Here is a 25631-nt window from a genome sequence, read left to right as displayed (position 1 = left end):
AAAGAGGCAAGATGGCCGGAGTTGTCGGAATAACCTGCCTTCGGAATGATGGCCCGTATTGCGTCGAATGGATCGCGCATCATTTGGCCGCAGGGTTCGACCACATGCTGGTGCTGACCCATGACTGCGAGGATGGCAGCGATGCCCTTCTTGATGCGTTGGCCCGCACGCCGTCGGTGACGCATCTGCCTTTCAGACCATCGGGCAAGAAGTCGGTGCAATGGCAGGCGCTTCAGATCGCGAATGACCATCCTTTGGTGACGGCTGCGGACTGGGTCATGTTCTTTGATTGCGACGAGTTCCTGACCCTCGCGCCGCCGCTTGCCTCTGTGCAGGACATGATAGCCGCGATGCAGGAGATCGGTGGCCAGACTGACGCAATCGCTCTGCCCTGGCGGTTCTTCGGGTCCGCAAGGCAGATGGAAATCACGCCGGGCATGACCCCCGCACGGTTCACCCGCGCCGCGCCCGAGGACATCCATTTCTGGATGGCCCATCTGTTCAAATCCCTGATCCGGCCCAAGGCCTTCCGCCAACTGGGGGTGCACCGCCCACGCGGAAAGGCAAAGGCCCCGGCGCGTTGGCTTGGTCCTTCGGGGCGCAGGCTTTCTGACAGCTTTGCGCAAAGCGATGCCACCATCAGCCTTTACGGACAGAACTGCGGACCGACGCTGGCCTGCCTCAATCACTATTCCGTCCGCTCTGCCGACGAATTCATCCTGAAACGCGCACGCGGCCTACCCAACCACATGACCCGCAGGATCGATCTGGATTACTGGGCGGAACGCAACTTCAACTCGGTCAGTGACGACCGGATCAGGGACATGCTGCCCGCAACGACCGCGAAAATGGCACAGCTGTTGGCGGATACCGACACAGCCGCGCGACATGCGGACTGCCTGGCCTTCCACCGGCAGGCTCTTGAACGCCTACTGGAACAGACCGACGTCATAAAACTGCGCTGGCGGCTGTCGTTGCTTGGGGACAGCACCCCACCATCCGAAGAACAGGCGCGCCTGCACATGCGGCGCCTGCAGATGGCCCGCGACACTTCGGCCTAGCCATCCGGCCGCGCGCAGTTAAAGAAAAACCCCTCGGGCAGGGCCGGATCGAACACGGTGTCGGGAATAACCTGCGGGCCAGTCAGGAACACGTTCATCCCAAAGTGATGGTGCATCCGCGACAGGGCCATGAACCGCGCGGACACCAGCGCCTGATACAGGTCGTCAAACACCGGCTCTGCACGCAGCGCCCTGATCCGTGCGACATGTGCGTCGACACAGGCCAGATGGGCCGCCCTGATTTCGGGATCGTCCAGCAGGGCCGCAAGGGCCGTTTGCAGTCCGGGCAGATGGCGCTGGATCGAGATGTCATTCCGGGCGTTGTTGTTCATCCGGAACCAATAGGCCTGCCCCTGATCCCGCCCGGTATGGTTCACGCGGCCCCTGTCCCGCTTGACCAGAAAGCTTTCCGCATCGCGCACCGCATAGTGGTTCAGCGTCACCAGATCATAGCCATAGCTGCCCTTGCCGGACCGCCACCCCGTTTTCAAAAACGCCTGCGGCATCGGTTCGCCAGAGCCGTTCACCCAGTTCACCTGCATGGCCTTTGCCCGCACCAGCCCGCGCGGCCGGTGCACACCAAGGGACTTGAACAGCCCCACATTCCGCATCACCGTCTTGAAACCCCAGGCCTGATGCGGGCGGCGGATGTAGTGCGGCGCACAGCGCGTGAAACGCGATATGACGGGCGCATCCCTGAAACCGGCCTCGTCGCTGTTGCCGAACAACCGCCATGTCATTGAAATCATATTGGCATCGGGCACCGCCCCGTACAGATCCCGCAGGTGCCCCTGCCCGACGTGGATATTGATGAATTCATCCACATCCATCCCGATCACATAATCGGCGTCCCGGATCACGGGTTCATCGCTGGCGACGGTCAGCGCGGCATGTTGCGGCGCAAGGCCCATGTCCTGAAACGGGTTGTCCCGCCGCACCACAAGCCCGCGATCCGCCAGCAGATCCAGCAACCGGTCCGTGCCGTCGGTGCAGTCGTTGGTATAGACAAGGATGTCATCCACACCGATCATCCGGTGATAGGCCAGCCATTCCAGAATGAACGGTCCTTCGTTCCGCATACAGGTGACAATCGCGGTGCGGCCCGTCGCAGATCGGGACCCGGTCATTGCCGACGGGGCCGCATCGACAACGGGCGCACGCACGGGTTTGAAGTCGAAAAACCCCGACGCGCGGGCGACCAGACCTGCATCCTCGAACAAGGTTTTCTTGTCGATCAGTTGTTGCGGTGTCTTGTCGGGTTGGGACAGGCACATATGCCGGTCAAATGCACCGCCCCTGTCGCTGTCGCGGCCAGAGGTCGGTGCAAGGTCTGGCGCAAGGTCTATTGTCCATATTTGACTTTCAGCTATCAATTTTTGTGAAAAACAAACCCTGAATTGATTAAATTCAGAACCCAAAGGCGTGCAAATATGATCTCCGAACGCCGGGCTTGCCCCTTTGCGGATGCGCCAGGGATAGATGGCCCGTCCCTGCAACGGAAGCCTGCCATCCGGCTGGTCCCGCGCCACGGCGAAACAGGTCCGGCCATCCGCCAGCGGCTGGATCAGATCGCAAACATCGACAACAGCCACCCCTGCCGCCTGCCGCAGGTAACGGGACAAAGCCAGCCGATACAGAACCTCGGGGGCCTTTGGGCCAAATCCGGCACAATCCAGCAGCAGGACATGCGACATCCCCGTGACACGCGCCAGATCGGCCTCGTCAAGGCTATCGCCGGTGTTCAGGACAATCGCGGCGCTACACCCGTGCACTGCCGCGTGAAACATCAGCCAGTCCTGCACGGCAGCCGCGCCTTCATGGTGGCGGTGCCCAAGAATCACATCGGCCCCGTCGAGCGGCCCTGCACCGCCCGCAAAAGCCGGGCAGGACGCGCTGTGCCCTGCCAGCGACAAGGTTACATTTTCTACCCGTGCGGCAAGATTGGCGGTGCTGACAAAGGGTCTGTCCGCGCTGTCGCCCAGCCTCTGTATCCCCACAAGTCCGGCGAAATCGCGGTCTTGCCCCTCGCCCGCGCGATCCGGTGCGGCGGCGAAAAAACAGGTCAGATCAAAGCCGTGATCTGCGGCGGCGATCTGCGCGTCAAGGCAAACAAAGTCGCCTATTGCAACGGGTGTCAGACTGTCGCGCAGAATTCGGGGGCTGTGCGCGGACTTTGGCGGTTCGGGTTTTGGCGGACCGGTCATTGCCGAAGCGCGGCAAGCGCCGCGAATATCTGCTCCAACTCGCGCAGCTGGGCGGGCGAAAACGCATCGGCCCCGGACGACGGTGTCCCGCCTGTCGGCATCTCGAACAAACAGTCGCGGTCCGGGAAATACCGGGCGCGCAGCATCTCGTTCCCCGCCGTAAAACGGTCAAGAAAGACCCGCCGTTCTTCGTCGGTCATAATCGGTTGTTTGTCTTCGCGGCGCTGCGGATAGTGCTGCGCGAAATGGCGTTGGAATTTGCGCGGATCGGCCAACTTGTGTCTGGCGATCATCTGGAACATCTGCACACGGTTCAGGCCGGGCGATACGTTGATATCCGCCTCTGTTGTTCCGGACAAAGGCAGGCCGACCAACCCGCAAAAATCCGCGACGATCCCGCCCGCGTCCATCATCGTCTTGTCATAGACGCGCGGGTGCAATGTTACCCCGTCCGCGACCCCTTCCCACGGGGCCAGCATCGCCGCGTAGTCAGCGCCGCTTCCGTCGAATTTCTCGATATACTCCTGAAGGGTGCCGTAAAACCGCCCGTTCTTGGATTTCTGGATAAAGGCGGCCTCGATATAGGCGTCCTGCCTGCGCATATACACGACCACATGCAGGGGGCGATTGCGCAAGTTCGGCATGTGGCGAAACAGGACATCAGGCGCAAAGCCGTAAAACATCTCGCTGGAGATCACGCCGACCCGCGCCGCGTCCTGCGCGATGCGGGCGTTCAATCCGGCGGCGATACGCGCCAGATCCGTGGTCCGGTCGCGGTTGAACGCGATGGCAAATTCATTGGCGGTGTCGCGGCCATTGGGGGTGATATAGCTAAACCCTGCGCCCGTGCCCGGCCCGCCAGCGGCCATCAGGAACTTTTGCAACGACGAAGACCCCGATTTCGGCGTCCCGATATGCAGCCAGACCTCATCGACCATCGGAACCGCCTATGCCAGCAAATCGGGAACGGTCGAGATACGCTCGATGATCCTGCGATCAATCTTGGCCGGCCCCTCGTCAAAGATATCGCGCCCGATCAGGTTCAGGTGGCGTGACAAAAGCCGCATCTCTGTCGATGTGATTTCAGTGTAGAACTCCGCCGTCTCCTGGACCGACATCAGCTCCGCGATCTTGTCCCGATGCGATTGAACCGCCGCCATGTGCAATTCTTTCACGCCGGGCAATGCCAGAAGGCGGTCGAATTCTTTCTTGGCGCGGGGCAGATGGCGGCGGATAGAGGTGTCGCGTTCCATGTTGAAATTCATCCGCAGCCAATAGGCAAGCCCCTGATCGCGGTCCACATGGTTCACGCGCCCCCGGTCGCGCTTGACCACAAAGCTTTCGGCAGAGCGCACAGCGTAGTGGTTCAGCGTCACAAGGTCATAGCCGCAGGAATGCGTGCCAAAGCGCCAGCCGGAGTCAAGAAACTTGTCCAGCACAGGTTCGCCAGAGCCGTTGACCCAACGCACAGAGGCCAGCGTTTCCTTGATCGGGGACAAGGGGCGGTGAACCCCGATCCGCTTGTATTTTCCGGCCGCATGTTTGCCGCGCGTGCGGAACATGGTTTTGACCGCCCAGGCCTGTATCGGGCTGGGGCAATAGTGCGGGGCGCACAGGTCGAACTGCTCGGTGACGAAACGGTCCTCGTAGTGCAGCACATCGGAATTGCCGAACAACCGCCACATCATCGAGATGCAGTCGATCTCCCCGACCGCGCCCAGCAGATCGGCCAATGTTCCGTCGCCTACGTGGATATTCACGAATTCGTCCACATCCATAACCATGATCCAGTCGGCGGATTTGACGATATCCATATCCTCGGAATACCGAAGCGCGCCCTTTTGCGGGTTATAGTTGCCCTCCATCCGGGCATAGGGGTTATCCATCGTTTGCAGCACGCCCTCGCCCTGCAACCGCTCGAGGATCGTGTCGGTCCCGTCGGTGCAATCGTTGGTGAACACCAGAAAATCCGTGAACCCGATCGCGCGGTGATAGGCGATCCATTCCAGAATGAACGGTCCCTCGTTTTTCATGCAGGTGACGGCAAGGAATGTCTCGGACATGGTCAACCCGCCTTCCGGCGTTCCTGCGCCAACTGGTCCTGAAGGCGTTCCAGAGAGCGGCGGATGTTCTTCGCCTCGCGTCGTTGCAGCGTGTATTCGCAAACCGTGATGGCCAGTCTGGTCTTACCGCGTTTCTCGGCCTCCATCAGGATATCGTGCTGATACCGGTCCAGATCGCGGCGCTTGCGGAACAGGTCGTAGAACATCGGTTTCGACAACGTCCCGTCGGCGGCCGCAAACAGAATTTGCTTCATCACGCCCATCCGCACAAAGGCATTCGGCAGCTGGTGCCCCATGAATGGCGTCCGCAGCCAGGTCATGCCATCCGCCGGGATCCGCGACACCTGATCGAAATCGGGCTGGAAATAGGGATCGGCGATGACAAAGACGTTGCCCTTGTGTGCGTGCATTTTGGCCGCATCGTTGAACCGCCCGTTCCAGTCCAGTTTCCTGGTCCAGCCCCAGCGGTCGTCATCGGGCAGGATCTTGCGGTCCAGCGTTGATTGCGGCGCAACCGCCAGCACGTTGGCGTTCGGGGCGCAGGCGGAATAGACCAAGGCACCGAACCCGCCCATTGACGCGCCGTAGAACAGAACCTCGTCGAACTGCTCGAAGAACCCGCTGTCGCGCAGGGTCTCGAAGGCGTCATGGACAAACTCGTTCCGGAACCAGTTCCGCTGAACAGCCATCACGCCCAGAACCGAGCATCCCATCTTTTCCGACAGCACGTCAAAGCCCCAGGGCCAGCGCTGTTCATCGGTTTTCACGACGCTGAGGTTGTCGAATGTCACCACAAGGCGGCGCGATTTGGGCGCGAACATCAGCGCGTTATCGCCGCCCTCCCAGACGAACCCGCCAGCCCCTTTGACGAAACCGCGGATCTCGTCAAAGCGCGGGTAAAGCGGGGTATCCGAGGCAGAGGCGGGCGCGGGCGGCATCTTTGCGTCGAAACGCGGACCCGCAGCGACAGCCTTTGCCACCGTTTTTTCGGTCGCTTTGAGCGTTGGTTTAACAGGCACTTTAGCGGGCACCTCAGCGGGTGCTTTCACCTCCGCGTTATCCTCGCCACCCTCGTCCTCCCCGTCTTCTTCCTCTTTCGAGACGAAAAGGGCATCGGGGTGACCGGCAAGTGTCAGCCCGTCATACAAGGTCTTGTAATCCGGGCTGGCCAGCAGGCTTTCGATCCGCCCGCGGTGCCATTGCACGGCCTCTTCGTGCATCGCCGCCAGGGGGGCGTCGGCCAGCATCACATCCAGCTCTTTTTTCATCGCGGGAAGGCGCGCGTGGATGCGGTCGTCGACCTCGGTGCCGTAGTTGCGGCGGATCCAGTAATCAATGCCCTGATCCTGATCGGTGTGGTTGATCCTGCCGCGATCCCGTTTCACCAGAAAGCTTTGCGCGGACCGCAAGACATAGTGGTTCAACGTCGCCAGCCGGTATCCCAGCGACCGCTTGGTCGAACGCCAGCCGTTGTTGGTCAGCAGCATATCGGGCATCGCCCGCCCCGACCCGTTGACCCAGCGCACCTGATCGACATCATCCTCTTCGATCTTCAGGGGGCGGTGAACGCCGATCTTGGTGTAGGGCGCCGATTTGTGGAACATCGACTTGAACCCCCAGCCAAGGCGCGGTTTTGGGATGAATTCGGGGGCGCAGCGGGTGAACTGCTCCATCACGGGGCGGTCGGCATAGTCGTTGATGCCGCCGTTCCCGAAGAATTTCCAGGTGAAGGAAATGACATTGGGAAAGTTGCTGGCGCGAAACAGATCGGCAAAGGTGCCGTCGCCCACATGGATGTTCACGAACTCGTCCACATCAATGGTCAGCACCCAATCCGCCTGCGCATAATTCGGCTGGTGCATCGCATCGGCAAGCGCCACATGCTGCGGCTTCCTGGGTGACTCCTTTGTCCAGGGGTTGTCCAGACGCGTCAGATAGCCCAGCGTCTGCAACCGGTCGAGGATCGCGTTGGTATTGTCGGAACAATCATTGGTGTAGACCAGAAAATCCGTCACCCCGATCGAACGGTTATAGGCGACCCATTCCAGAATGAACGGCGCCTCGTTTTTCATCCCCGTGACGACAAGGATCTTTTCGTTGCTGATCGGGGCCTTCGGTGGCGCCATATAGCCCGTCATGGCCCCTGTCCGGCTTTCCAGATCGTCAATCATACGCTGGTATTCGGGGGATTGTTGCAGGGTCATCATCGGCATATCCGCCATCGCCTGCGGCATGTCCGGCGACACGTTCGGGTTCACAATACGCGTGTCGGGCCGCGAAGAGGTGTCTTGCGGCGCCTGTGGTTCTGGCACTGCCTGTCCTGCCGTCCCGGTCGCTTTCTCTGCCGCTTTCGCCTCTGCCTCGGCGACCACATGGGGGGGCGGCACGTCGGGGATCATCGCCTTTGTCGGGTCGATGCCGTGGCGGGTGATTGCCTTGCCCAGAAAGCTGCCCGGATTTGGAATGCCGTTTTCATGGGTGATGATCCGGCGGCGAATGCGGCGGTTCCACAGGTGAACACCGTAACAGCCCGCCCCCAGTTGCGCGTCAATATCAATGCCCGGATCCAACAGATCGCGCCGATCCTTGAACGAGACAGGAAAGAACGCCTCTTGCGGCATGACCTTATCCATCTCTCCGGTTTCGAACAGGAAATGGGTCAGGGCCGCCGGGCCCCAAACGCCCCACTCCAGCTCTGACACATGGATCGGCTCGCCTGCGGCTTTTGCCGCGTCCAGGCGCGCGCGCTCTTCTGGATTGGCCCAGGGCGGGATCGGGTATTCGGAATTGCAGAATTCGTTCAACTGCTTCAGCGTGCGCGAAAAGCGCGGCAAGCCCAGAACGGCGTTGCACACCAGCTTTCCGGTCTTTTCCCAGCCGAACACGAACTGGTCCTTGAAATCCCAAGGCTGCATGCACAAGACATCCGCATCGACCCAGATCACATTCTGCATTTCGATCATGCGATAGCGAAAGGCGTCCGCATGCACTGCGGGGCTGCCCGACTTCTTGTGCGTGATATAGCTGGTGCTGGGAAAAATCGTATTTGCGTCAAGCACCTCGATGCCATCGGGCACATTTTCCACATGCCCATAGCTATACAGAATGGTCCGGTGGCCATGGTCCTTGAAGGATTTAAGGCAAAGCTGCTCGAGATAGCTGAGGCTTCCACCAATCCAGAGCGAAGCGATTACAGGAAGCGTCATTGCGATTGCCTTCGTTTTAGTGTCACACAAATATAATCAAACCAGTTACGGCACTTTAGGGCGTTGTGAGAAACAATAAAACCGGGGAATTCCAACCGGCCCGCCTCTCGTATTGTCTTCACGGTGTGTCGCGCCTCAAAATCCCCTTTTCCGCGCCTTTTCCTTTCGGCGCCGCACCCAACTTTTATAGGGTAGAAATGGGGCGATTTTGTGCCCAGCGCGTTTCAGGGATCATCAGGCAGCGCCGCAGTCGACCCGCAACAAGACCTGCGAATGCTTGTCCTGTTTTTTCAGAACCTCGATTGTTCCTATCGCCTTCAGGACGCTGACACCGCCCGACTTTTTCCGGATGTCAAGAATGACCCCGCCCCCCTTGGCAATACGCCCCCGAAAGAACGCGTCATAGGTGTTCGCCGGATAATGGTAGCCGCAGGAAATCAGGCTGATACACAGATCGACCGGCGCAAGGCTCATCACATCCACTTTTTGCGGATTGAGCAGGGTGATTTTATCCGCAGGCACGCCGTTCGCCTCCAGAAATGCGCGGGCCTTGGCCAGACTGGAATATCCCGCTCCTTCCGCTTCAAGGCCGAAATGCCGCGCCTCGCTGGTCTCGATGTCGATCAGCACGATATCCGCGCCGTAGCGCCGGAACAGCAAAAGATCCGCAAAGGCATAGCCGCAGCCGATATCAGCGATCCGCTGGGGCGCGATGTCGTCCGCAACGGGGATCAGGGACGCGCATGCCTCTGCAATCGCGTCAAAGGCCTTGGTCAGAATGTCGTCTCTGTTGGCTGCGGCATAGGCAACCAGCGGCCCTTCGTCACCTGCCATCCATTGCCGCACCAAAGGACCGGTCGCGCCCACCTCGGACCGCTGAAGCACCAGATTGGCGATATCCCCGTCGTCGAACATCGAGAAATCCAGCCCCTCTGGCCTGCCCGGATGTTCTGGCGTGGCCGGGCGCTTGATCTGCATCAGGTGCTTGGTTTTCTCGGGGTCGATCCCGTGACGGTCCAGCAAATCGCCGACAAAACTGCCCCGTGCCGGAACCTGCCCGCGCTTGGCGGCGATATTGCGGAACCGGCGCCCCCAGAAATGGATCGACAGCGTATCGTCCTTGACCAGCGCGCGCGCCTCGTCTGCAGTTTTCGATTTCAAGGTGATACCGGCATTGGCAAAGGGCACGGGGTACAGAACGTGGCCGGGCTGCGAGTGCCTGATCTCTCCGGTCTGGTTCAGGAACCAGAACAGTGCCTCTGGCCCCCAAATACCCCATGGCAACAAGGACACATGAACGCCCTGCCCCTTGTCTTTCAGCGCTTGCAGCTCTGCCTGTTTTTCGACGCCATACCACGGCGGCACCGGATATTCGTCACTGGTGAATTTCAACATCGCCGCCAGCGTCTTGCTGGTTTTCGGCAGGCGCAGAACGCCGTTGTTCACCTGAGGGGTCGCGTCGGAAATCCAGCCATGCAGGTGCGAACCACGCTTGATGTCCCAAGGCTGGCAGCAGTAGGCATCGGTATCGGCCCAGATATAGTCGGTTTTCTTCAGCATGTGCAGCCGGAAAAGGTCCGCGTGATAGGCGGGACTGCCGGTTCGGGCATGGCGGATGATCTTTTCGGACGGAAGGATTTCTGCGGCATCACGCACATCCACACCCTCTGGCACATTGGCGACTGCATCATAGGTGTAAAGAACAACTTTGTGCCCATGATCCAGAAAGGATTTCAGGCACAGCTGTTCGAGCCAGCTTAGCTCCGCGCCAATCCAAAGCGACGCGATGACCGGAAGAGCCATAAACAGTTTCCTCTTTCACAAACACATTCAACCAAGAGAAGTTTAATTGTTTTCAGTTGGATAGGTAATAAACATCCACGGGATGCATTGTTCGCTTAACGATGGATAAGCGGTGAGAAATTGTCAACGACCCAATGATGCGCGCTGCGCCTTCAGGGTATAAAAGCCGCAGGAACAGGTTTTCCACCCTCGCGCAAAGCCAGATGCGGATTTCTGGCGGTGCTTCCCAAAAACAGCACAGCGGCTTCCAATTTCTGCCCCATTGTGCCACCATTGCAAAGCTTGGATGAACGTTACGGCCTTTGCGCAGTACCAAGTAAAAACGGAGCAGTGTTATGCGAACCAAATGCGCCCCTCTGACCGGGGATCAACAGGAATGGCTGGATCAGGTCGAGGAACTGGGCGAGGATTCCGGATATTTCGAACCGCTGGGGCCAGATCATTCCGCAATCTTGAGCGAAGGGTCGGCAACGCTTCTGGTGACCTTCGAAAGCATTCTGGACATCCGGTCCGAGGCGCCCGATGCCCTGCCTTTGGGAATGCGCTTGTCAGAGTCCAAAGGTTGGTCAAGCCTGTGCCTTCTGGCGCATGGCAACACCTGGTTCAGACATCGCGCGATTTACGAATATTTCGACCGTCTGGTCGATGACGGGTTCTTCGAGGAGTATGACCACGTCGTTTTCTACGGTGTCGGCATGTGCGGCTATGCCGCCGCCGCCTATTCGGTTGCCGCCCCCGGCGCGACCGTTATCGCGATCAGCCCGCAGGCAACGCTGAACCCGCGCATCACCGAGTGGGACGACCGGTTCACCGGGATGCGCCGCGAGGATTTCACCAGCCGCTACGGCTTTGCCCCGCATATGATCGAGGCCGCCGCGCATGCCTATGTTCTGTACGACCCCGAGATGCAGCTGGATGCGATGCATGCCGCGTTGTTCGATGGTTCGAATGTCAGCCGTCTGCGGTGCCGCCACATGAGCGACCAGATCGACAAGGCGCTTGTGACGATGGGCATTCTTGACCCATTGCTGGAAAAGGCCGCAGGCGGCACCCTGACAGAAGCCTACTTTTTCGCACTTTACCGTGCCCGCCGCGCTTATCCGCCCTATCTGCGCAAGCTGCTTGCCAGCGTGGATGACAGCGGGCGGCATGGTCTGACCGAACTGCTTTGCGCGAATGTCATTGCCCGAATCAACGCACCAAGGTTCCGCAAGCGTCTGGCGCAGCTGCAAGCCCAACGCGCGGAAAATGAAGCCCCCCAGACGCTGGAGACCCCGCAACGCGCCTGACGCGGACCAGGGCAGACCTGTCGTGCGCCCGCACACAGTGACCCGATCATGCACAGACCACCGGCAAAGTGAAAAACCGGCGCCCGACCCTCTGGCAAAATCCGCGTGGATTGTGTAGGCGCAGGCTATGACCCAAAGCCTCACCATACGTCGCCCGGACGACTGGCACCTGCACCTGCGCGACGGCGCCATGTTGCAAGGCGTGCTGCCCGAAACCGCCCGCCATTTTGGCCGCGCGATCATCATGCCCAATCTGGTGCCGCCCGTGGTCACCGCAACGGACGCCGCCGCCTACCGCGCGCGGATTATGGCGGCCCTGCCCGCTGGCATGGCCTTCGTGCCCTTGATGACGCTTTACCTGACCGAAACGACCGACCCCGCCGATGTCGCGGCCGCCCACGCCAGCGGCCTGATCACCGCGGTAAAGCTGTATCCGGCAGGCGCCACCACCAATTCCGCCAGCGGCGTGCGCAACTTCGAAAACGTCCGCTCCGTGCTGGAGCGGATGGCAGAGATCGGTTTGCCGCTGTGCATGCATGGCGAAGTCACCACCGCCGATGTTGACATCTTCGACCGCGAGGCGGTGTTCATCGACACGGTCCTTGACCCCCTGCGGCGGTCCATTCCAGGCCTTCGGATCATTATGGAACACATTACTACATCTCAGGGCGTCGATTACGTCAAATCAAATGCCAAGGACCTTGGCGCCACGATCACCACGCATCACCTGATCATCAACCGCAACCACATCCTCGTGGGCGGGATCAAGCCGCATTACTATTGCCTGCCCGTCGCCAAGCGCGAGGAACACCGTCTGGCCTTGCGGGCCGCCGCCACATCCGGCGATGCGCGGTTCTTTCTTGGCACCGACAGCGCCCCGCATATCGACGCGCTGAAGGAACATGCCTGCGGCTGCGCGGGGTGTTTTACCGCGACGAACACCATGTCCTGCCTCGCCGAAGTGTTCGAGCAGGACGGCGCACTGGACCGGCTGGAAGGCTTTGCCTCGCTCAACGGGCCGGCGTTTTATGGCCTGGAACCCAACACCGACACCATCACCCTGACCAAGGGAGATGCTGTCTTATATCCCGCCAGAATCGATACCGGCGCCGGCCCGGTCACCGTCTTTGATCCCGGCTTCCCCCTGCATTGGCACGTCAGCTAAGGACCCCCGCGATGATCCCCACCTCTTACCCCGACCGCGCAACCATGGCCCGCCTGACGGCGAAAATGCTGCTTGAAATCAAGGCAGTGCATTTCAACGCGACCGAACCGTTCACCTTTGCCAGCGGGTTCAAGGCACCGACCTATATCGACTGCCGCAAGCTGATCAGCTATCCGCGTATCCGCTCTACCCTGATGGATTTCCTGACCTGCACCGTGCTGCGCGACGCCGGGTTCGAGGCCTTCGACAACATCGCCGGTGGCGAAACCGCAGGCATACCCTTTGCCGCCCTTGTGGCCGAACGCATGGGCCTGCCGATGACCTATGTCCGCAAGAAACCCAAAGGTTACGGCCGCAACGCCCGCATCGAGGGTGAAATGACCGAAGGCCAGCGCGTGCTGCTGGTCGAGGATCTGACGACCGACGGCGGATCAAAGATCAGCTTTGTCGACGCGATCCGCGACACCGGCGCGACCTGCGCTCATACGGCTGTGATCTTTTACTACGGCATTTTCCCCGAAACGACCAAGACACTCGGCGACCACGGCGTTGCCCTGCACCACCTGTGTACATGGTGGGACGTGCTGGCCGAGGCCAAGGACAGCGGCGCCTTCGACACGGCCACCCTGACAGAAGTCGAGGCGTTTTTGCACGCCCCCCGCGATTGGGCCCCCAAAGGCGCCTGACCGGCTTGCGAATCGCAGTTCGAAGTGGTGGCGAGTAGGCCCGACAGCGGTCTGCGCGCCGACCTCGAAAAATTCGGAACCGTTGTAATTTTGCGCAAGCGTGCGGGACACAGCGCCTATATATTGACGACACGCCCTACAAGGGCGCATAATGTGGGGTGTACGCTGGTTGCGCAAACAATCCACATAAACATACATTTTGCCCCGATGGGCCAACAGTTTTATGACAAACGTCGGGAAGACAGGGGCATAAAAAATGAACGAGATATCGTCGATCGCACAGGCCGCAGCAGCGGCAGCAACCTCGGATTATCTGCCGCATAATATCGAGGCCGAACAACAACTTCTCGGCGCGATTCTGACGAACAACGACATCTATGACCGCGTTGCCTCGATCATCAAACCGCATCATTTCAACGACCCCGTGCACCAGCGAATCTACGAGGTCGCCGTTGCGAAGATTTCCAAGAACCAGCTCGCCTCGCCGGTCACGCTGAAGATTTTCCTCGAAGACGACGACGGCCTGAAAGAGCTGGGCGGCCCCGCCTATCTGGCCCGTCTGGCTGGTGCCGCAATTTCCTCGTTTGCCGCCCGTGATTATGCGCAGATGATCTACGATCTCGCGATCCGCCGCGAACTGATCCAGCTGGGCCGCGACATTTCCGCGACCGCCGCCAAGATCGACGTCGCAAGCGAGCCGAAAGAACAGATCGTCGAGGCCGAACAACGCCTTTACAAACTGGGCGAACAGGGACAGTCTGAAACCGGTTTCCAATCCTTCCTGCGCGCCGTGACCGATGCGGTCAATTCGGCCAACGCCGCCTACCAGCGCGATGGAGGATTGTCGGGCGTGTCCACCGGTCTTGTCGATATGGACAAGAAACTGGGCGGCCTACACCGCTCCGACCTTCTGATCCTTGCCGGTCGCCCGTCCATGGGGAAGACCTCGCTGGCCACAAACATCGCCTTCAACATCGCGAAAGCCTATAAAAAGGGCCTGAAACAGGACGGATCCGAAGGCGCTGTGGACGGTGGCGTCGTCGGCTTTTTCAGCCTCGAGATGAGCTCTGAACAGCTCGCCGCGCGGATCCTGTCCGAAGCGGCAGAGGTGCCCAGCCAGCAGATCAGGTCAGGCGACATGACCGAGGCAGAATTCCGCCGTCTGGTCGATGCCGCCAAGGCGCTGGAGGCCTGCCCCCTTTTCATCGACGACACCCCCGCGCTGCCGATCAGCCAGCTGGCCGCCCGCGCGCGCCGCCTGAAGCGGACCCACGGGCTGGACGTTCTAATCGTCGACTACCTTCAGCTGCTGCGTGGAACCGGCAAGGGCGAAAACCGCGTAAACGAGGTTTCCGAGATCACCCAGGGCCTGAAGGCCGTGGCCAAGGAACTGGATATTCCGGTCATTGCCCTGTCGCAGCTCAGCCGTGCGGTAGAAAGCCGCGAAGACAAGCGGCCCCAACTCAGCGACCTGCGCGAATCCGGATCGATCGAGCAGGACGCCGACGTCGTGATGTTCGTCTTCCGCGAAGAATATTACAAAGAGCGCGAAAAGCCCGGCGACCACGAGATGGAAAAGATCGCCATGTGGCAAGAAGAAATGGAGCGCCTGCACGGCAAGGCCGAGGTCATCATCGGCAAACAGCGTCACGGCCCGATCGGCACGGTCGAACTGTCATTCGAAGGCAGGTTCACGCGCTTTGGCAACCTTGCGAAAAGCTGGCAGCAGGGCGAAGGCGGCACAGACTTCTAATCCTGCGCCTGCGGCGCGGATCGGGGCTCTGCCCCGAACCCCGGGATATTGTTCCCAAAAAGAAAACAGAAAATCTCATTCTTCTTGGTTAAAATATCCTTCGCGAAGCGGAAAACCGCGCGAAGCGCATCTAGAAATGGCGCTGCAAGCGCCTCCGTTTGCTTTTTCCTTGACCTTGCCCGCCCGCCTGTCAAAACCCCGACATGGGAACAGCGACACTTACAATCGACCTCGACGCTCTGGCGGCCAACTGGCGCGCGCTGGATGCGATGACATCAACCGATGTGCAGACCGCCGCGGTGGTCAAGGCTGACGGCTACGGACTTGGGGCGGGGCGCGTCGCGCGAGCGCTTGCGCAGGCCGGGGCGCGCCGCTTTTTCGTGGCCGCCGCCGAGGAAGGCGCTGCGGTGCGTCAGGCCCTTGGGCCGGGGCCGGAAATTTCGATCTTTTCAGGTCATATGCGCGGCGACACCGATATGATCCACGACCTGTATCTGACGCCCATGCTGAACAGCATCGAGCAGATCACCCGCCATTTCGAGGCCTTGCCGGGTCATCCCTTCGGCATCCAGCTCGACACCGGCATGAACCGGCTGGGCATGGAGCTGCCCGAATGGGCCGCCATCGCCGAGATCGCCTTGCAGCAATCCCCCACCCTGATCATGAGCCATCTGGCCTGCGCCGACGAACCGGACCACCCGATGAACGCGGCGCAGTTGAAGACGTTTCACGACATGACCGACGGGGTGACCGTGCCCCGGTCCCTGTCCGCAACGGGCGGCATCTTGTTGGGCCCTGACTATCACTTTGATCTGACGCGCCCCGGCATCGGCCTTTATGGCGGCGCCCCGTTCGATGCGGCAACGCCTGTGGTCAGTCTGTCGCTGCCGGTGATCCAGACACGGGACGTCGAGACGGACGAGACCGTGGGATACGGCGGCACATGGACCGCCGAAATCGCATCGCGCATCGCGACGGTGTCGGGTGGCTATGCCGACGGGTTGCTGCGCAAGATGTCGAACAAGGCGCGTCTGTTCCACGAGGATACGCCCTGCCCCGTCGCAGGCCGCGTATCAATGGATATGATCGGCGTCGACATCACCCATCTGGCGGAAACACCGTCCTGTCTTGATATCCTCGGGCCGAACCAGACCGTTGATCAGCTTGCCGCCATGGCGGACACCATCGGATACGAGATCCTGACCTCGCTTGGCGCGCGGTATACGCGCCGCTACAGTGGTGGGCACGCGTGATTTTGGTTCTGTCACCTGTCGCCTCGCTTGGTCGCCTGACCCTGACGATCTGTGCCACCATCGGCCGGATCGCGCTGTTTGCAGGCCAGACGCTGGGCCATCTGGTGCGTCCGCCGTTCTATATCCGGGAATTCCTGACCGCGCTGATGCAGATCGGCTATTTCAGCCTGCCTGTCGTCGGGCTGACGGCCGTGTTCACCGGCGGCGCATTGGCGTTGCAGATCTATGCCGGTGGCTCGCGGTTCAACGCCGAGGCCGTTGTGCCCTCTATCGTCGCCATCGGCATGGTGCGCGAGCTGGGGCCGGTTCTGGGCGGTCTGATGGTCGCAGCGCGCGTGGCCAGTTCGATCGCGGCAGAGATCGGGACGATGAAGGTCACCGAGCAAATCGACGCGCTGGTCACCCTGTCCACCCATCCGATGAAATACCTGACCGTGCCCCGCGTGTTGGCGGCCACGCTGGCGGTGCCGGTTCTTGTGGCGGTCGGGGATGCCATCGGGATCATGGGGGGCTATCTGGTCGGCGTGAACCGGCTTGGCTTCAACTCTGCCGCTTACCTAAGCAATACCGCTGATTTTCTGGAATTCTGGGATGTCGGGTCGGGGCTTGTCAAAGGTGCTGTCTTTGGCTTCATCGTTGCCCTTATGGGGTGTTATTACGGCATGAACTCGGGTCGCGGGGCGCAGGGCGTCGGTAATGCGGTGCGGCAGGCGGTGGTTGCGGCCTCTGTGCTGATCCTTGCCTCGAACTACATCCTGACAGAACTGTTTTTCAGCGCATGATTACCCTGACCGACGTTCACAAGACATTCGGCACCAATGCGGTGCTGCGCGGGGTCAATCTGACGATCCCGACGGGCACCAGCATGGTGGTGATCGGTGGATCTGGCACCGGCAAGTCGGTGATGCTGAAATGCATTCTGGGACTGGTGACGCCCGATACAGGCAGTATCACCGTCGATGGCGAGGATGCGATGACGGCAGAGCGTGACGCGTTTCTGGCCCGGTTCGGGATGCTGTTTCAGGGTGGGGCGTTGTTCGATTCCATGACCGTCTGGCAAAATGTCGCCTTTCGCCTGATGCGTGGCCCGGCCAAACACAAACCCGCAGAGGCACGAGAGATCGCGATAGAAAAGTTGCGCCGCGTCGGGCTGAAGCCCGATGTCGCAGACCGCTATCCGGCAGAATTGTCGGGCGGTATGCAGAAACGTGTGGGCCTTGCCCGCGCCATCGCGGCAGAGCCGGAAATCATCTTTTTCGACGAACCCACATCGGGCCTCGATCCGATCATGTCCGGCGTCATCAACGAACTGATCCGCGAGATCGTGGTCGAGATGGGCGTCACCGCCATGACCATCACCCACGATATGCGAAGCGTGCGCGAGATTGCCGACACGGTCGCCATGTTACATGCGGGCGTCATCCAGTGGTCCGGTCCGGTGGGTCAGATGGATGCCAGCGGCGACCCCTATCTTGACCAGTTCATCAACGGTCGGGCCGTGGGCCCGATCGAAGCGGTCAGGTGATTGCCGCCACACCGCAATCAGGACCGCCCGGACCACCGCACAGATCCAGGCGCCACGGGCCGCCAAGGCTTGCAAGCCGTAAGGTTTGCGCCTTTATATCAGGCGTCAGACACAGGACCCTTGCCGCGCAAATGACCCTCCTTCGCCTCGCCAATCTTTCGCTTCTGATCCTGTTTCCCGTGGCATGGTTCGCGCCCCTGATGAAGGCAGGGCTGCTGCCCTATTTCAGCCTGTCGGAAATCTCTGTTGTCTCGGGGCTGCAAACGCTTTGGGCCAAGGATGTGTTCCTTGCGCTGGCCGTGACGTTCTTTGCACTGGTTGCGCCGTTTCTCAAAACCCTTGGGCTGGCGCTGGTGCAATTCGGGTATCTGTCGCCACGCCTGATGCCGGCCCTTGGGCTACTCGGGAAACTGGCCATGGCCGATGTGTTTCTGATCGCGCTTTACATCGTGATTGCCAAGGGCGTGGGCCTGGGCCGATTGGAAACCGCGTGGGGCCTGTATCTGTTCACCGCCTGCATTCTGGCCAGTCTGGTGATCGGCATCGCAACCGACCGCTTGCCGAAACCCGCGGCCTAGTCCACAAGGCCCTATGGCAAAACAATCCTCCTTCACCTGTTCCTCCTGCGGTGCCGCCCATAAGAAATGGTCGGGGCGCTGCGACGACTGCGGCGCCTGGAATTCCATCGTCGAAGAGGCGCCCCTGTCCGCAGGTCCGTCCAAGAAATCCCTTGGCGCGCAGCGCGGCAGCGCAATGATCCTGACCGATCTGTCCACCGAAGAACCCGCGCCCCCCCGCGTGAAATCGGGGCTGGACGAACTGGACCGCGTGCTGGGCGGCGGATTGGTCAGGGCCAGCGCCATTCTGGTGGGCGGCGACCCCGGCATCGGGAAATCGACGCTTTTGTTGCAGGCCACCGCCAGCTTTGCCCGTGCGGGCCTGAAATGCATCTACGTCTCGGGAGAGGAAGCCTCGGCACAGATCCGCATGCGGGCGCAACGCCTTAATCTGGCGGATGCGCCGGTGCAACTTGCCGCCGAAACAAACCTGCGCGACATCATCACCACGCTGGACAAGGAGCGCCCCGATCTGGTGGTGATCGATTCGATCCAGACCATGTGGGCCGACAATGTGGAAAGCGCACCGGGGTCCGTGGCACAGGTTCGCGCCGCCTGCCACGAACTTGTGACCTTTGCCAAACGCACCGGAACCTCTGTCGTGCTGGTCGGCCATGTCACCAAAGAGGGCCAGATCGCCGGCCCCCGCGTGGTCGAGCATATGGTCGATACCGTGCTCTACTTCGAGGGAGAGCGCGGCCACCAGTTCCGCATCCTGCGCGCGGTCAAGAACCGCTTTGGCCCCGCAGACGAGATCGGCGTGTTCGAGATGACCGGCGAAGGTCTGGCGCAGGTCACCAACCCCTCGGCGCTGTTCCTGTCAGAGCGCGACAAACCTGCGCCCGGCTCTGTGGTCTTTGCCGGGATCGAGGGCACCCGCCCGGTCCTGTGCGAACTACAGGCGCTTGTCGCCCCATCGCCGCACAGCCAGCCGCGCCGCACCGTGGTCGGATGGGATGGCGGGCGGCTTGCCATGATCCTTGCCGTTCTAGAGGCCCGCTGCGGCATCCCGTTCACCGGCCTTGACGTCTATCTGAACGTGGCGGGCGGCATGCGCATCAACGAACCCGCCGCCGACCTGGCCGTGGCCGCCGCCCTTCTCAGTGCGCGGGAAGATGCGCCTTTGCCCGCCGATATCGTCGTTTTTGGCGAAATAAGCCTCTCTGGCGCCCTAAGACCGGTCGGACAGACCGAAAACAGGTTGAAAGAAGCGCAAAAACTTGGTTTCACAGGCGCAATTGCACCGATGCGCAGCAAGCTGGGGTCGGATGCTGGCTTGAAGATACAGCAGATGTCGGATCTGACGGCATTTGTAGGCGAGATATTTGGAGCGGGTTGACCGCATAAGGGCAAAAGCATGGACGGTTTTACCATTATCGATGGCGTGGTTGCGCTGGTTATCATTGTATCTGCGTTGCTCGCCTATTCGCGTGGCTTTGTCCGCGAGGCAATGTCCATCGCAGGTTGGATCGCCGCCGCGGTTCTGGCGTTCCTTTTTGCGCATCAGGTCGAACCCCTGATCAAGGAAATCCCCGTTCTGGGCGAATTCATCGGTGACAGTTGTGAACTGTCGATCATCGCGGCTTTTGCTGCGGTCTTTGCGGTCTCGCTTGTTGTCGTGTCGCTGTTCACGCCATTATTCGCGGGAATCGTGCAACGCTCCGCCCTCGGCGGCGTGGATCAGGGCCTCGGGTTCCTCTTCGGTGCCCTGCGCGGCATCCTTCTGGTCGCCGTTGCATTGGTGGTCTACAGCCGCGTGATGGTCGAACAGTCGATCCCGATGGTGGACGACAGCCGCACCGCCAAGGTTTTTGCCAGCACCCAGACCAACATCGACGAACAGATCCCCGCAGACGCGCCGGGCTGGATCGTATCGCGCTACGAACAACTGGTCGGAAACTGCGGCTCGTAACCTTTTGCCGGTTTCTTTGTTCTGAAAATACCCCTGCCGGAGGCTTTAGATCTTTTGGCAGGACCTGCAGTCGCAGGAAAAAGATGAGTATTTGGTCCGAGAAGAACACCCGAAATACGCGCCATGTCAGTTTCGTGACGCATCGGCTCGTGACACTTGCTGCGGGAGTGACTAAGAGGGGCTAAACCTTACCTAGCCGGATTCGGAGCACCCGCCCCCATGCGAGACCTGCCGCCCAGCAACCCGTTTGACGACGATAAACTTAAGGAAGAATGCGGCGTGTTTGGCGTCATCGGCGTGGCCGATGCGGCGAACTTCGTGGCCCTAGGACTGCACGCGCTTCAACATCGCGGCCAGGAAGCGGGCGGCATCGTCAGCTTTGACGCTGACAGCGGTTTCAACTCGGCCCGGCGTTTTGGCTATGTGCGCGACAATTTCACCAAAGCATCGCTGATGGAAACGCTGCCCGGGCAGTTGTCGATCGGCCATGTGCGCTATTCCACCGCCGGATCAAAGGGCAACACCCAGATCCGCGACGTGCAGCCCTTCTTTGGCGAGTTCTCCATGGGCGGCGCGGCTATTGCCCATAACGGCAACATCACCAATGCCCTTGCCCTGCGCAAGGAACTGATCGAGCGCGGCTCGATCTTCCAGTCATCGTCGGACAGCGAATGCATCATCCATCTGATGGCGCGGTCGTTGCAGCAGAACATCCCCGAGCGGATGAAAGACGCGCTGCGTCGTGTCGAGGGGGCGTTTTCCATTGTCGCCATGACCCGCACCAAGCTGATCGGCGTGCGCGATCCCTTGGGCGTGCGACCGTTGGTTCTGGGCAAGGTTGCCGACGGCTGGGCCCTGTCGTCAGAGACATGCGCGCTGGACATCATCGGGGCCGAATTCGTCCGCGAGATCGAGCCGGGTGAGATGGTCGTGATCAGCGCCAAGCACGGCGTCGAAAGTTTTCACCCCTTCGAGCGCAAGAAACCCCGCTTCTGCATCTTCGAACATGTGTATTTCAGCCGCCCCGACAGTATTCTGGGTGGCCGGTCCGTCTATGAAACCCGCGTGGCCATCGGGGTCGAACTGGCCAAAGAGGCACCGGTCGATGCCGATCTGGTCTGCCCCGTGCCGGACAGCGGCACGCCTGCGGCCATCGGGTTTTCCCAGCAAAGCGGCATTCCCTATGCCATGGGCATCATCCGCAACCAGTATATGGGCCGGACCTTTATCGAACCGACAGAGCAGATCCGCAACATGGGCGTGCGTCTGAAGCTGAACGTGAACCGCGCCCTGATCAAGGGCAAGCGGGTCATTCTGGTGGATGACAGCGTGGTGCGTGGCACGACCTCGATCAAGATCAAGCAAATGATACTGGATGCGGGCGCTGCCGAAGTTCATTTTCGCATAGCATCGCCGCCCACGGCCTGGCCGTGTTTCTATGGCGTGGATACGCCGGAACGCGGCAAGCTGCTGGCGGCAAACATGACCGAGGACGAGATGCGCGACTTTATCGGCGTCGACAGCCTGAAGTTCATATCGCTTGACGGGCTTTACCGTGCCGCAGGCGAGGCCAAGGGCCGCAACCCCGCCCAGCCGCAATATTGCGACGCCTGTTTCTCGGGTGAATACCCCGTGGCCCCGTCTGACATGATCACCAAAGGGTTCGAGGTAAAGGCCGCAGAATGAGCGAAAAGATTGCCCTTGTCACCGGCGCATCGCGCGGGATCGGTGCCGCCATGGCCGAGGCTTTGGCGGCAGACTATCACGTGATCGCCGTGGCAAAGACCACCGGCGCACTGGAAGAGCTGGACGACCGCATTCAGGCGGCGGGCGGTCAGGCGACTTTGGCGCCGATGGATGTGACCAATGATGACGCGATGCGCCATCTGTGCCGGTCGATCCATGACCGCTGGGGCAAGCTGGATCTTTGGGTGCATGCCGCAATCCACGCGCCCCCCATGTCGCCCGCGCCGTTTGTCGACGAAAAGGACTTTGACAAGACCTTTGCCTGCAACGTCCGCGCGACATCGCATCTGATCACCTTTATCGAACCCTTGCTGAACGCCAGCAACACGGGAACAGCCGTGTTTCTGGATGACCCGCGTGCGGGTGCGGCATTTTTCGGGGCCTACGGCGCATCCAAAGCCGCGCAAATCGCGCTTGCCCGCAGTTGGGCTGCGGAAACGGTCAAGACCGGACCGCGCGTTGTCATCGCCACCCCGGCCCCGATGGCCAGTGCGATCCGGGCCCGGTTTTTCCCCGGCGAAGACAAAAGTGTGCTTGCGGACACAAAAACCGAGGCCGCCAAAATCATCGCCTCTCTTTAGGCGCGCCCTGCTTTACCCCTGCCCGTCGCTGGACTAAGGATAGTCAAACGGCAAACTGGCACGGGTAAACATGCGTATTCTGATCACCAATGACGACGGCATCAACGCGCCGGGGCTGGAAATTCTGACCCGGATCGCGCTGGACATCGCAGGGCCCACCGGCGAGGTCTGGACCGTCGCCCCCGCATTCGAGCAATCGGGCGTCGGGCACTGCATCTCCTATACCCATCCGATGATGATCGCCGAACTTGGCCCCCGCCGATTTGCCGCCGAGGGCTCTCCTGCGGACTGCGTTCTTGCGGCGCTTTACGACGTGATGCCCCATCGCCCGGATCTGGTGCTGTCGGGCGTGAACCGGGGCAACAACGCCGCCGAGAATACGCTGTATTCGGGCACGATCGGTGCCGCGATAGAGGCCGCATTGCAGGGCATCCCCGCCATCGCCATGTCGCAATATTACGGCCCTGAAAACGTCAAACTGGAAGACCCGTTCGACGCCGCCGCGCGCCACGGCGTGGCCACAGTGCGCGCATTGCTGGACAAGGGCATCTGGGACAGCGCCGATTACCGACTGTTCTACAACGTAAATTTTCCGCCCGTTCCCGGTGAAAACGTCAAAGGCCTGCGCGTCTGCACCCAAGGGTTCCGTCGCGACACCTCGTTCGGGGTCGAACCGCACCATTCGCCATCGGGGCGCAAATTCCTGTGGATCAAGGGCGGTGTGCAGAACATGCCCACCGCCGAAGGGTCGGACGCCCACGCCAATCTGGCAGGTTATATTTCGGTCACGCCGATGCGCTGCGATCTGACGGCGCACAGTATGATGTCCAGCCTGAAAGACGCGCTCGAATGACAGAGGCCGCCGAGCGCAAAATGCAATTTCTGTTTGCGCTCAGATCAAAGGGCGTCACCGACAGCCGTGTGCTGACCGCGATGGAAAAGATCGACCGTGGGCCGTTCGTGCGCGGCATCTTTGCCAACCGCGCCTACGAGGACATGCCGCTGCCCATCGCCTGCGGCCAGACCATCAGCCAGCCATCGGTCGTCGGGTTGATGACACAGGCGCTGGACGTGCAACCACGCGACAAGGTGCTGGAGGTCGGCACGGGGTCCGGCTATCAGGCCGCGATCCTGTCGCAACTGGCGCGCCGCGTCTACACCGTGGACCGCCACCGCCGCCTTGTCCGCGAGGCGCGGCAACTGTTCGACGACATGGACCTGACCAATATCATGGCAATCACCGGCGACGGCAGCTTTGGCCTGCCCGAGCAAGCCCCCTTCGACCGCATTATCGTGACCGCCGCCGCCGAAGATCCGCCCGGTCCCCTATTGGCGCAATTGCGCGTTGGGGGTATAATGGTTGTGCCTGTGGGCCAATCCGATACGGTGCAACATCTGATCAAGGTGACGCGGCTGGATACCGGACTGGACTATCAGGAACTGCGCCCCGTGCGCTTTGTGCCCCTTCTGGAGGGGCTTGGAAAAGAATAATAGTAGGCCCGACTGAACGGGTCGCTGATTGAGGACGAGCATATGGCAATCCGACGCCCCCTTTTGCGCGCACTGGTTCTGGGCACAGCACTGACATCCGCTGCCGCCTGTAATGACGGGTTTGACGGTGACTTTCGCGGGGCCGGTGGCCGCGCCTTTGACACGACCGCCGCAGCCCTGAACGCCGCCCCCCGCCCCAAGGCCGATGACCGCGGCGTCATCTCTTACCCGAATTATCAGGTCGCCGTTGCCCGTCAGGGCGATACGGTCACCACGGTTGCCGCGCGACTTGGCATCGCGGCGGCCGAGCTTGCAACATACAACGCCCTTCCCGCCGATGTGCCCTTGCGCAAGGGGGAACTGCTGGCGCTACCACGCCGCGTCGCCGAACCCTCGCCCGCCACGGGCGCCCCGACAACGGGACCGATCCTGCCCGCGACCGACCAGATCGACGTCACGACACTGGCCGGAAACGCGATCGAACGCGCGGGCACAACGACAACGCCCAAACCGGCGGCACAAGTCGGGGCAGAACCCCTGCGCCACAAAGCAACCCGTGGCGAAACGGCCTATTCCATTGCCCGCCTCTACAATGTCTCGGTCAAGTCCCTGTCAGACTGGAACGGCCTCGGCCCCGACCTGTCCGTGCGCGAAGGACAATTGCTGATCATTCCGGTCGCGAATGAAACGAAAACCGCAGCACTGAAGCCCGCTGTGATCACAGCCCCCGGCGTTGGCAGCCCGACGCCCCCCCCCCCCAGCGCAGTCAAACCGCTGCCCGCAGAAAAACCTGCGGCAGCAACCGCCCCGGCAAAAGACACGCCAGCCTCTCCGCAGCTTGACCAGTTCAAAACCTCTGCCGCGACCAAAGCCCCTAAAATGCTCTATCCGGTGAACGGAAATATCATCCGCGACTATGTCAAGAAAAAGAACGAAGGCATTGATATAGCGGCCAAACCGGGCGATCTGGTCAAGGCGGCAGACAGCGGCACAGTCGCCGCGATCACCGCATCGACCGACCAGATTCCGATCCTTGTGCTGCGCCATGCCAACAACCTGTTGACGGTTTACGCGAACGTGGACGGGATCAAAGTGAAAAAGGGCGACACGGTCAAACGCGGCCAGGCTGTTGCGGTGGTTCGTCCGGGCACACCCTCATTTGTCCATTTCGAAGTCCGACAGGGCTTTGACAGCGTCGACCCGACCCCCTACCTGCAATAACAAGGAAGCGCCTTCGGCGCTGTTCCATCTGGCACTTCGTGCGATTTTGCGCTGC

21 protein-coding genes are annotated in these 25631 nt (G+C 60.9%); 16 read left to right on the top strand and 5 right to left on the bottom strand.

What is annotated here, in order from left to right; all coding sequences use genetic code 11:
* Positions 1–11 precede the first annotated feature (11 nt).
* On the top strand, positions 12–1061 hold the full coding sequence (locus ACEN2R_RS09220) for a glycosyltransferase family 2 protein (protein WP_442041467.1): 1050 nt from the start codon (positions 12–14) through the stop codon (positions 1059–1061).
* Here ACEN2R_RS09220 and ACEN2R_RS09215 read toward each other — a convergent pair.
* The 5 genes from ACEN2R_RS09215 to ACEN2R_RS09195 form a co-directional block, all read right to left on the bottom strand.
* Positions 1058–3265 carry a glycosyltransferase family 2 protein gene (locus ACEN2R_RS09215; RefSeq protein WP_442041465.1) on the bottom strand — a complete coding sequence of 736 codons (2208 nt, stop codon included), beginning with the start codon at positions 3263–3265 and terminating at the stop codon, positions 1058–1060. The two genes, ACEN2R_RS09220 and ACEN2R_RS09215, sit on opposite strands and share 4 nt — an antisense overlap.
* The gene (locus tag ACEN2R_RS09210; protein ID WP_442041463.1) at positions 3262–4203 is read right to left on the bottom strand and encodes a hypothetical protein; all 942 of its coding nucleotides are present in this window, start codon (positions 4201–4203) and stop codon (positions 3262–3264) included. Before ACEN2R_RS09210 ends, ACEN2R_RS09215 begins: the two co-directional genes overlap by 4 nt.
* 9 nt (positions 4204–4212) lie before the next feature.
* Positions 4213–5328: a glycosyltransferase family 2 protein gene (locus ACEN2R_RS09205; protein WP_442041461.1), complete on the bottom strand. Its 1116-nt coding sequence runs from the start codon at positions 5326–5328 to the stop codon at positions 4213–4215.
* Between the two features lie 2 nt (positions 5329–5330).
* Positions 5331–8534 (bottom strand): glycosyltransferase family 2 protein, encoded by a 3204-nt coding sequence (locus ACEN2R_RS09200; RefSeq protein WP_442041460.1) that lies wholly within the window; start codon positions 8532–8534, stop codon positions 5331–5333.
* A 234-nt stretch (positions 8535–8768) separates the two neighbouring features.
* The gene (locus ACEN2R_RS09195; RefSeq protein WP_442041458.1) at positions 8769–10337 is read right to left on the bottom strand and encodes a class I SAM-dependent methyltransferase; all 1569 of its coding nucleotides are present in this window, start codon (positions 10335–10337) and stop codon (positions 8769–8771) included.
* Between the two features lie 335 nt (positions 10338–10672).
* On the opposite strand from ACEN2R_RS09195, the gene ACEN2R_RS09190 reads away from it, so the two are divergent.
* The 15 genes from ACEN2R_RS09190 (at position 10673) to ACEN2R_RS09120 (ending at position 25576) form a co-directional block, all read left to right on the top strand.
* A complete protein-coding gene (locus ACEN2R_RS09190; protein WP_442041456.1) occupies positions 10673–11626 on the top strand; it encodes a phosphoadenosine phosphosulfate reductase in 954 nt (317 codons plus the stop codon).
* A 127-nt stretch (positions 11627–11753) separates the two neighbouring features.
* Positions 11754–12791 (top strand): dihydroorotase, encoded by a 1038-nt coding sequence (gene pyrC, locus ACEN2R_RS09185; RefSeq protein ID WP_442041454.1) that lies wholly within the window; start codon positions 11754–11756, stop codon positions 12789–12791.
* 11 nt (positions 12792–12802) lie between these two features.
* A complete protein-coding gene (locus ACEN2R_RS09180; RefSeq protein ID WP_442041452.1) occupies positions 12803–13477 on the top strand; it encodes an orotate phosphoribosyltransferase in 675 nt (224 codons plus the stop codon).
* Positions 13478–13733: 256 nt separating this feature from the next.
* Positions 13734–15230, top strand: coding sequence for a replicative DNA helicase (locus ACEN2R_RS09175; RefSeq protein WP_442041450.1), 1497 nt, complete (start codon positions 13734–13736; stop codon positions 15228–15230).
* Positions 15231–15433: 203 nt separating this feature from the next.
* Positions 15434–16483: an alanine racemase gene (gene alr / locus ACEN2R_RS09170; RefSeq protein ID WP_442041448.1), complete on the top strand. Its 1050-nt coding sequence runs from the start codon at positions 15434–15436 to the stop codon at positions 16481–16483.
* 2 nt (positions 16484–16485) lie between these two features.
* Positions 16486–17265 (top strand): MlaE family ABC transporter permease, encoded by a 780-nt coding sequence (locus ACEN2R_RS09165; RefSeq protein WP_442041556.1) that lies wholly within the window; start codon positions 16486–16488, stop codon positions 17263–17265.
* A complete protein-coding gene (locus tag ACEN2R_RS09160) occupies positions 17262–18008 on the top strand; it encodes an ABC transporter ATP-binding protein (RefSeq protein WP_442041446.1) in 747 nt (248 codons plus the stop codon). Before ACEN2R_RS09165 ends, ACEN2R_RS09160 begins: the two co-directional genes overlap by 4 nt.
* Positions 18009–18139: 131 nt before the next feature.
* Positions 18140–18586 carry a paraquat-inducible protein A gene (locus ACEN2R_RS09155; RefSeq protein WP_442041444.1) on the top strand — a complete coding sequence of 149 codons (447 nt, stop codon included), beginning with the start codon at positions 18140–18142 and terminating at the stop codon, positions 18584–18586.
* A 13-nt stretch (positions 18587–18599) separates the two neighbouring features.
* A complete protein-coding gene (radA, locus tag ACEN2R_RS09150) occupies positions 18600–19964 on the top strand; it encodes a DNA repair protein RadA (protein WP_442041442.1) in 1365 nt (454 codons plus the stop codon).
* Positions 19965–19982: 18 nt separating this feature from the next.
* Positions 19983–20537: a CvpA family protein gene (locus ACEN2R_RS09145; RefSeq protein ID WP_442041440.1), complete on the top strand. Its 555-nt coding sequence runs from the start codon at positions 19983–19985 to the stop codon at positions 20535–20537.
* A gap of 219 nt (positions 20538–20756) precedes the next feature.
* A complete protein-coding gene (gene purF / locus ACEN2R_RS09140) occupies positions 20757–22223 on the top strand; it encodes an amidophosphoribosyltransferase (protein WP_442041438.1) in 1467 nt (488 codons plus the stop codon).
* The gene (locus ACEN2R_RS09135; RefSeq protein ID WP_442041436.1) at positions 22220–22864 is read left to right on the top strand and encodes an SDR family NAD(P)-dependent oxidoreductase; all 645 of its coding nucleotides are present in this window, start codon (positions 22220–22222) and stop codon (positions 22862–22864) included. The genes purF and ACEN2R_RS09135 overlap by 4 nt, the downstream gene beginning before the upstream one ends.
* A gap of 70 nt (positions 22865–22934) precedes the next feature.
* Complete coding sequence (surE, locus tag ACEN2R_RS09130) at positions 22935–23717, top strand: 5'/3'-nucleotidase SurE (RefSeq protein ID WP_442041434.1); 783 nt, start codon at positions 22935–22937, stop codon at positions 23715–23717.
* Positions 23714–24355, top strand: a complete 642-nt coding sequence (locus ACEN2R_RS09125; RefSeq protein ID WP_442041432.1) for a protein-L-isoaspartate(D-aspartate) O-methyltransferase — start codon at positions 23714–23716, stop codon at positions 24353–24355. Before surE ends, ACEN2R_RS09125 begins: the two co-directional genes overlap by 4 nt.
* Before the next feature lie 42 nt (positions 24356–24397).
* Complete coding sequence (locus ACEN2R_RS09120; RefSeq protein WP_442041430.1) at positions 24398–25576, top strand: peptidoglycan DD-metalloendopeptidase family protein; 1179 nt, start codon at positions 24398–24400, stop codon at positions 25574–25576.
* Positions 25577–25631 lie beyond the last annotated feature (55 nt).

Source organism: Pseudogemmobacter sp. W21_MBD1_M6 (genome assembly GCF_052119585.1).
GTDB lineage: Bacteria > Pseudomonadota > Alphaproteobacteria > Rhodobacterales > Rhodobacteraceae > JBGQOJ01.
The sequence above is the reverse complement of the archived record's forward strand: the minus strand, read 5'-3'. Positions and strand labels throughout refer to the sequence as shown.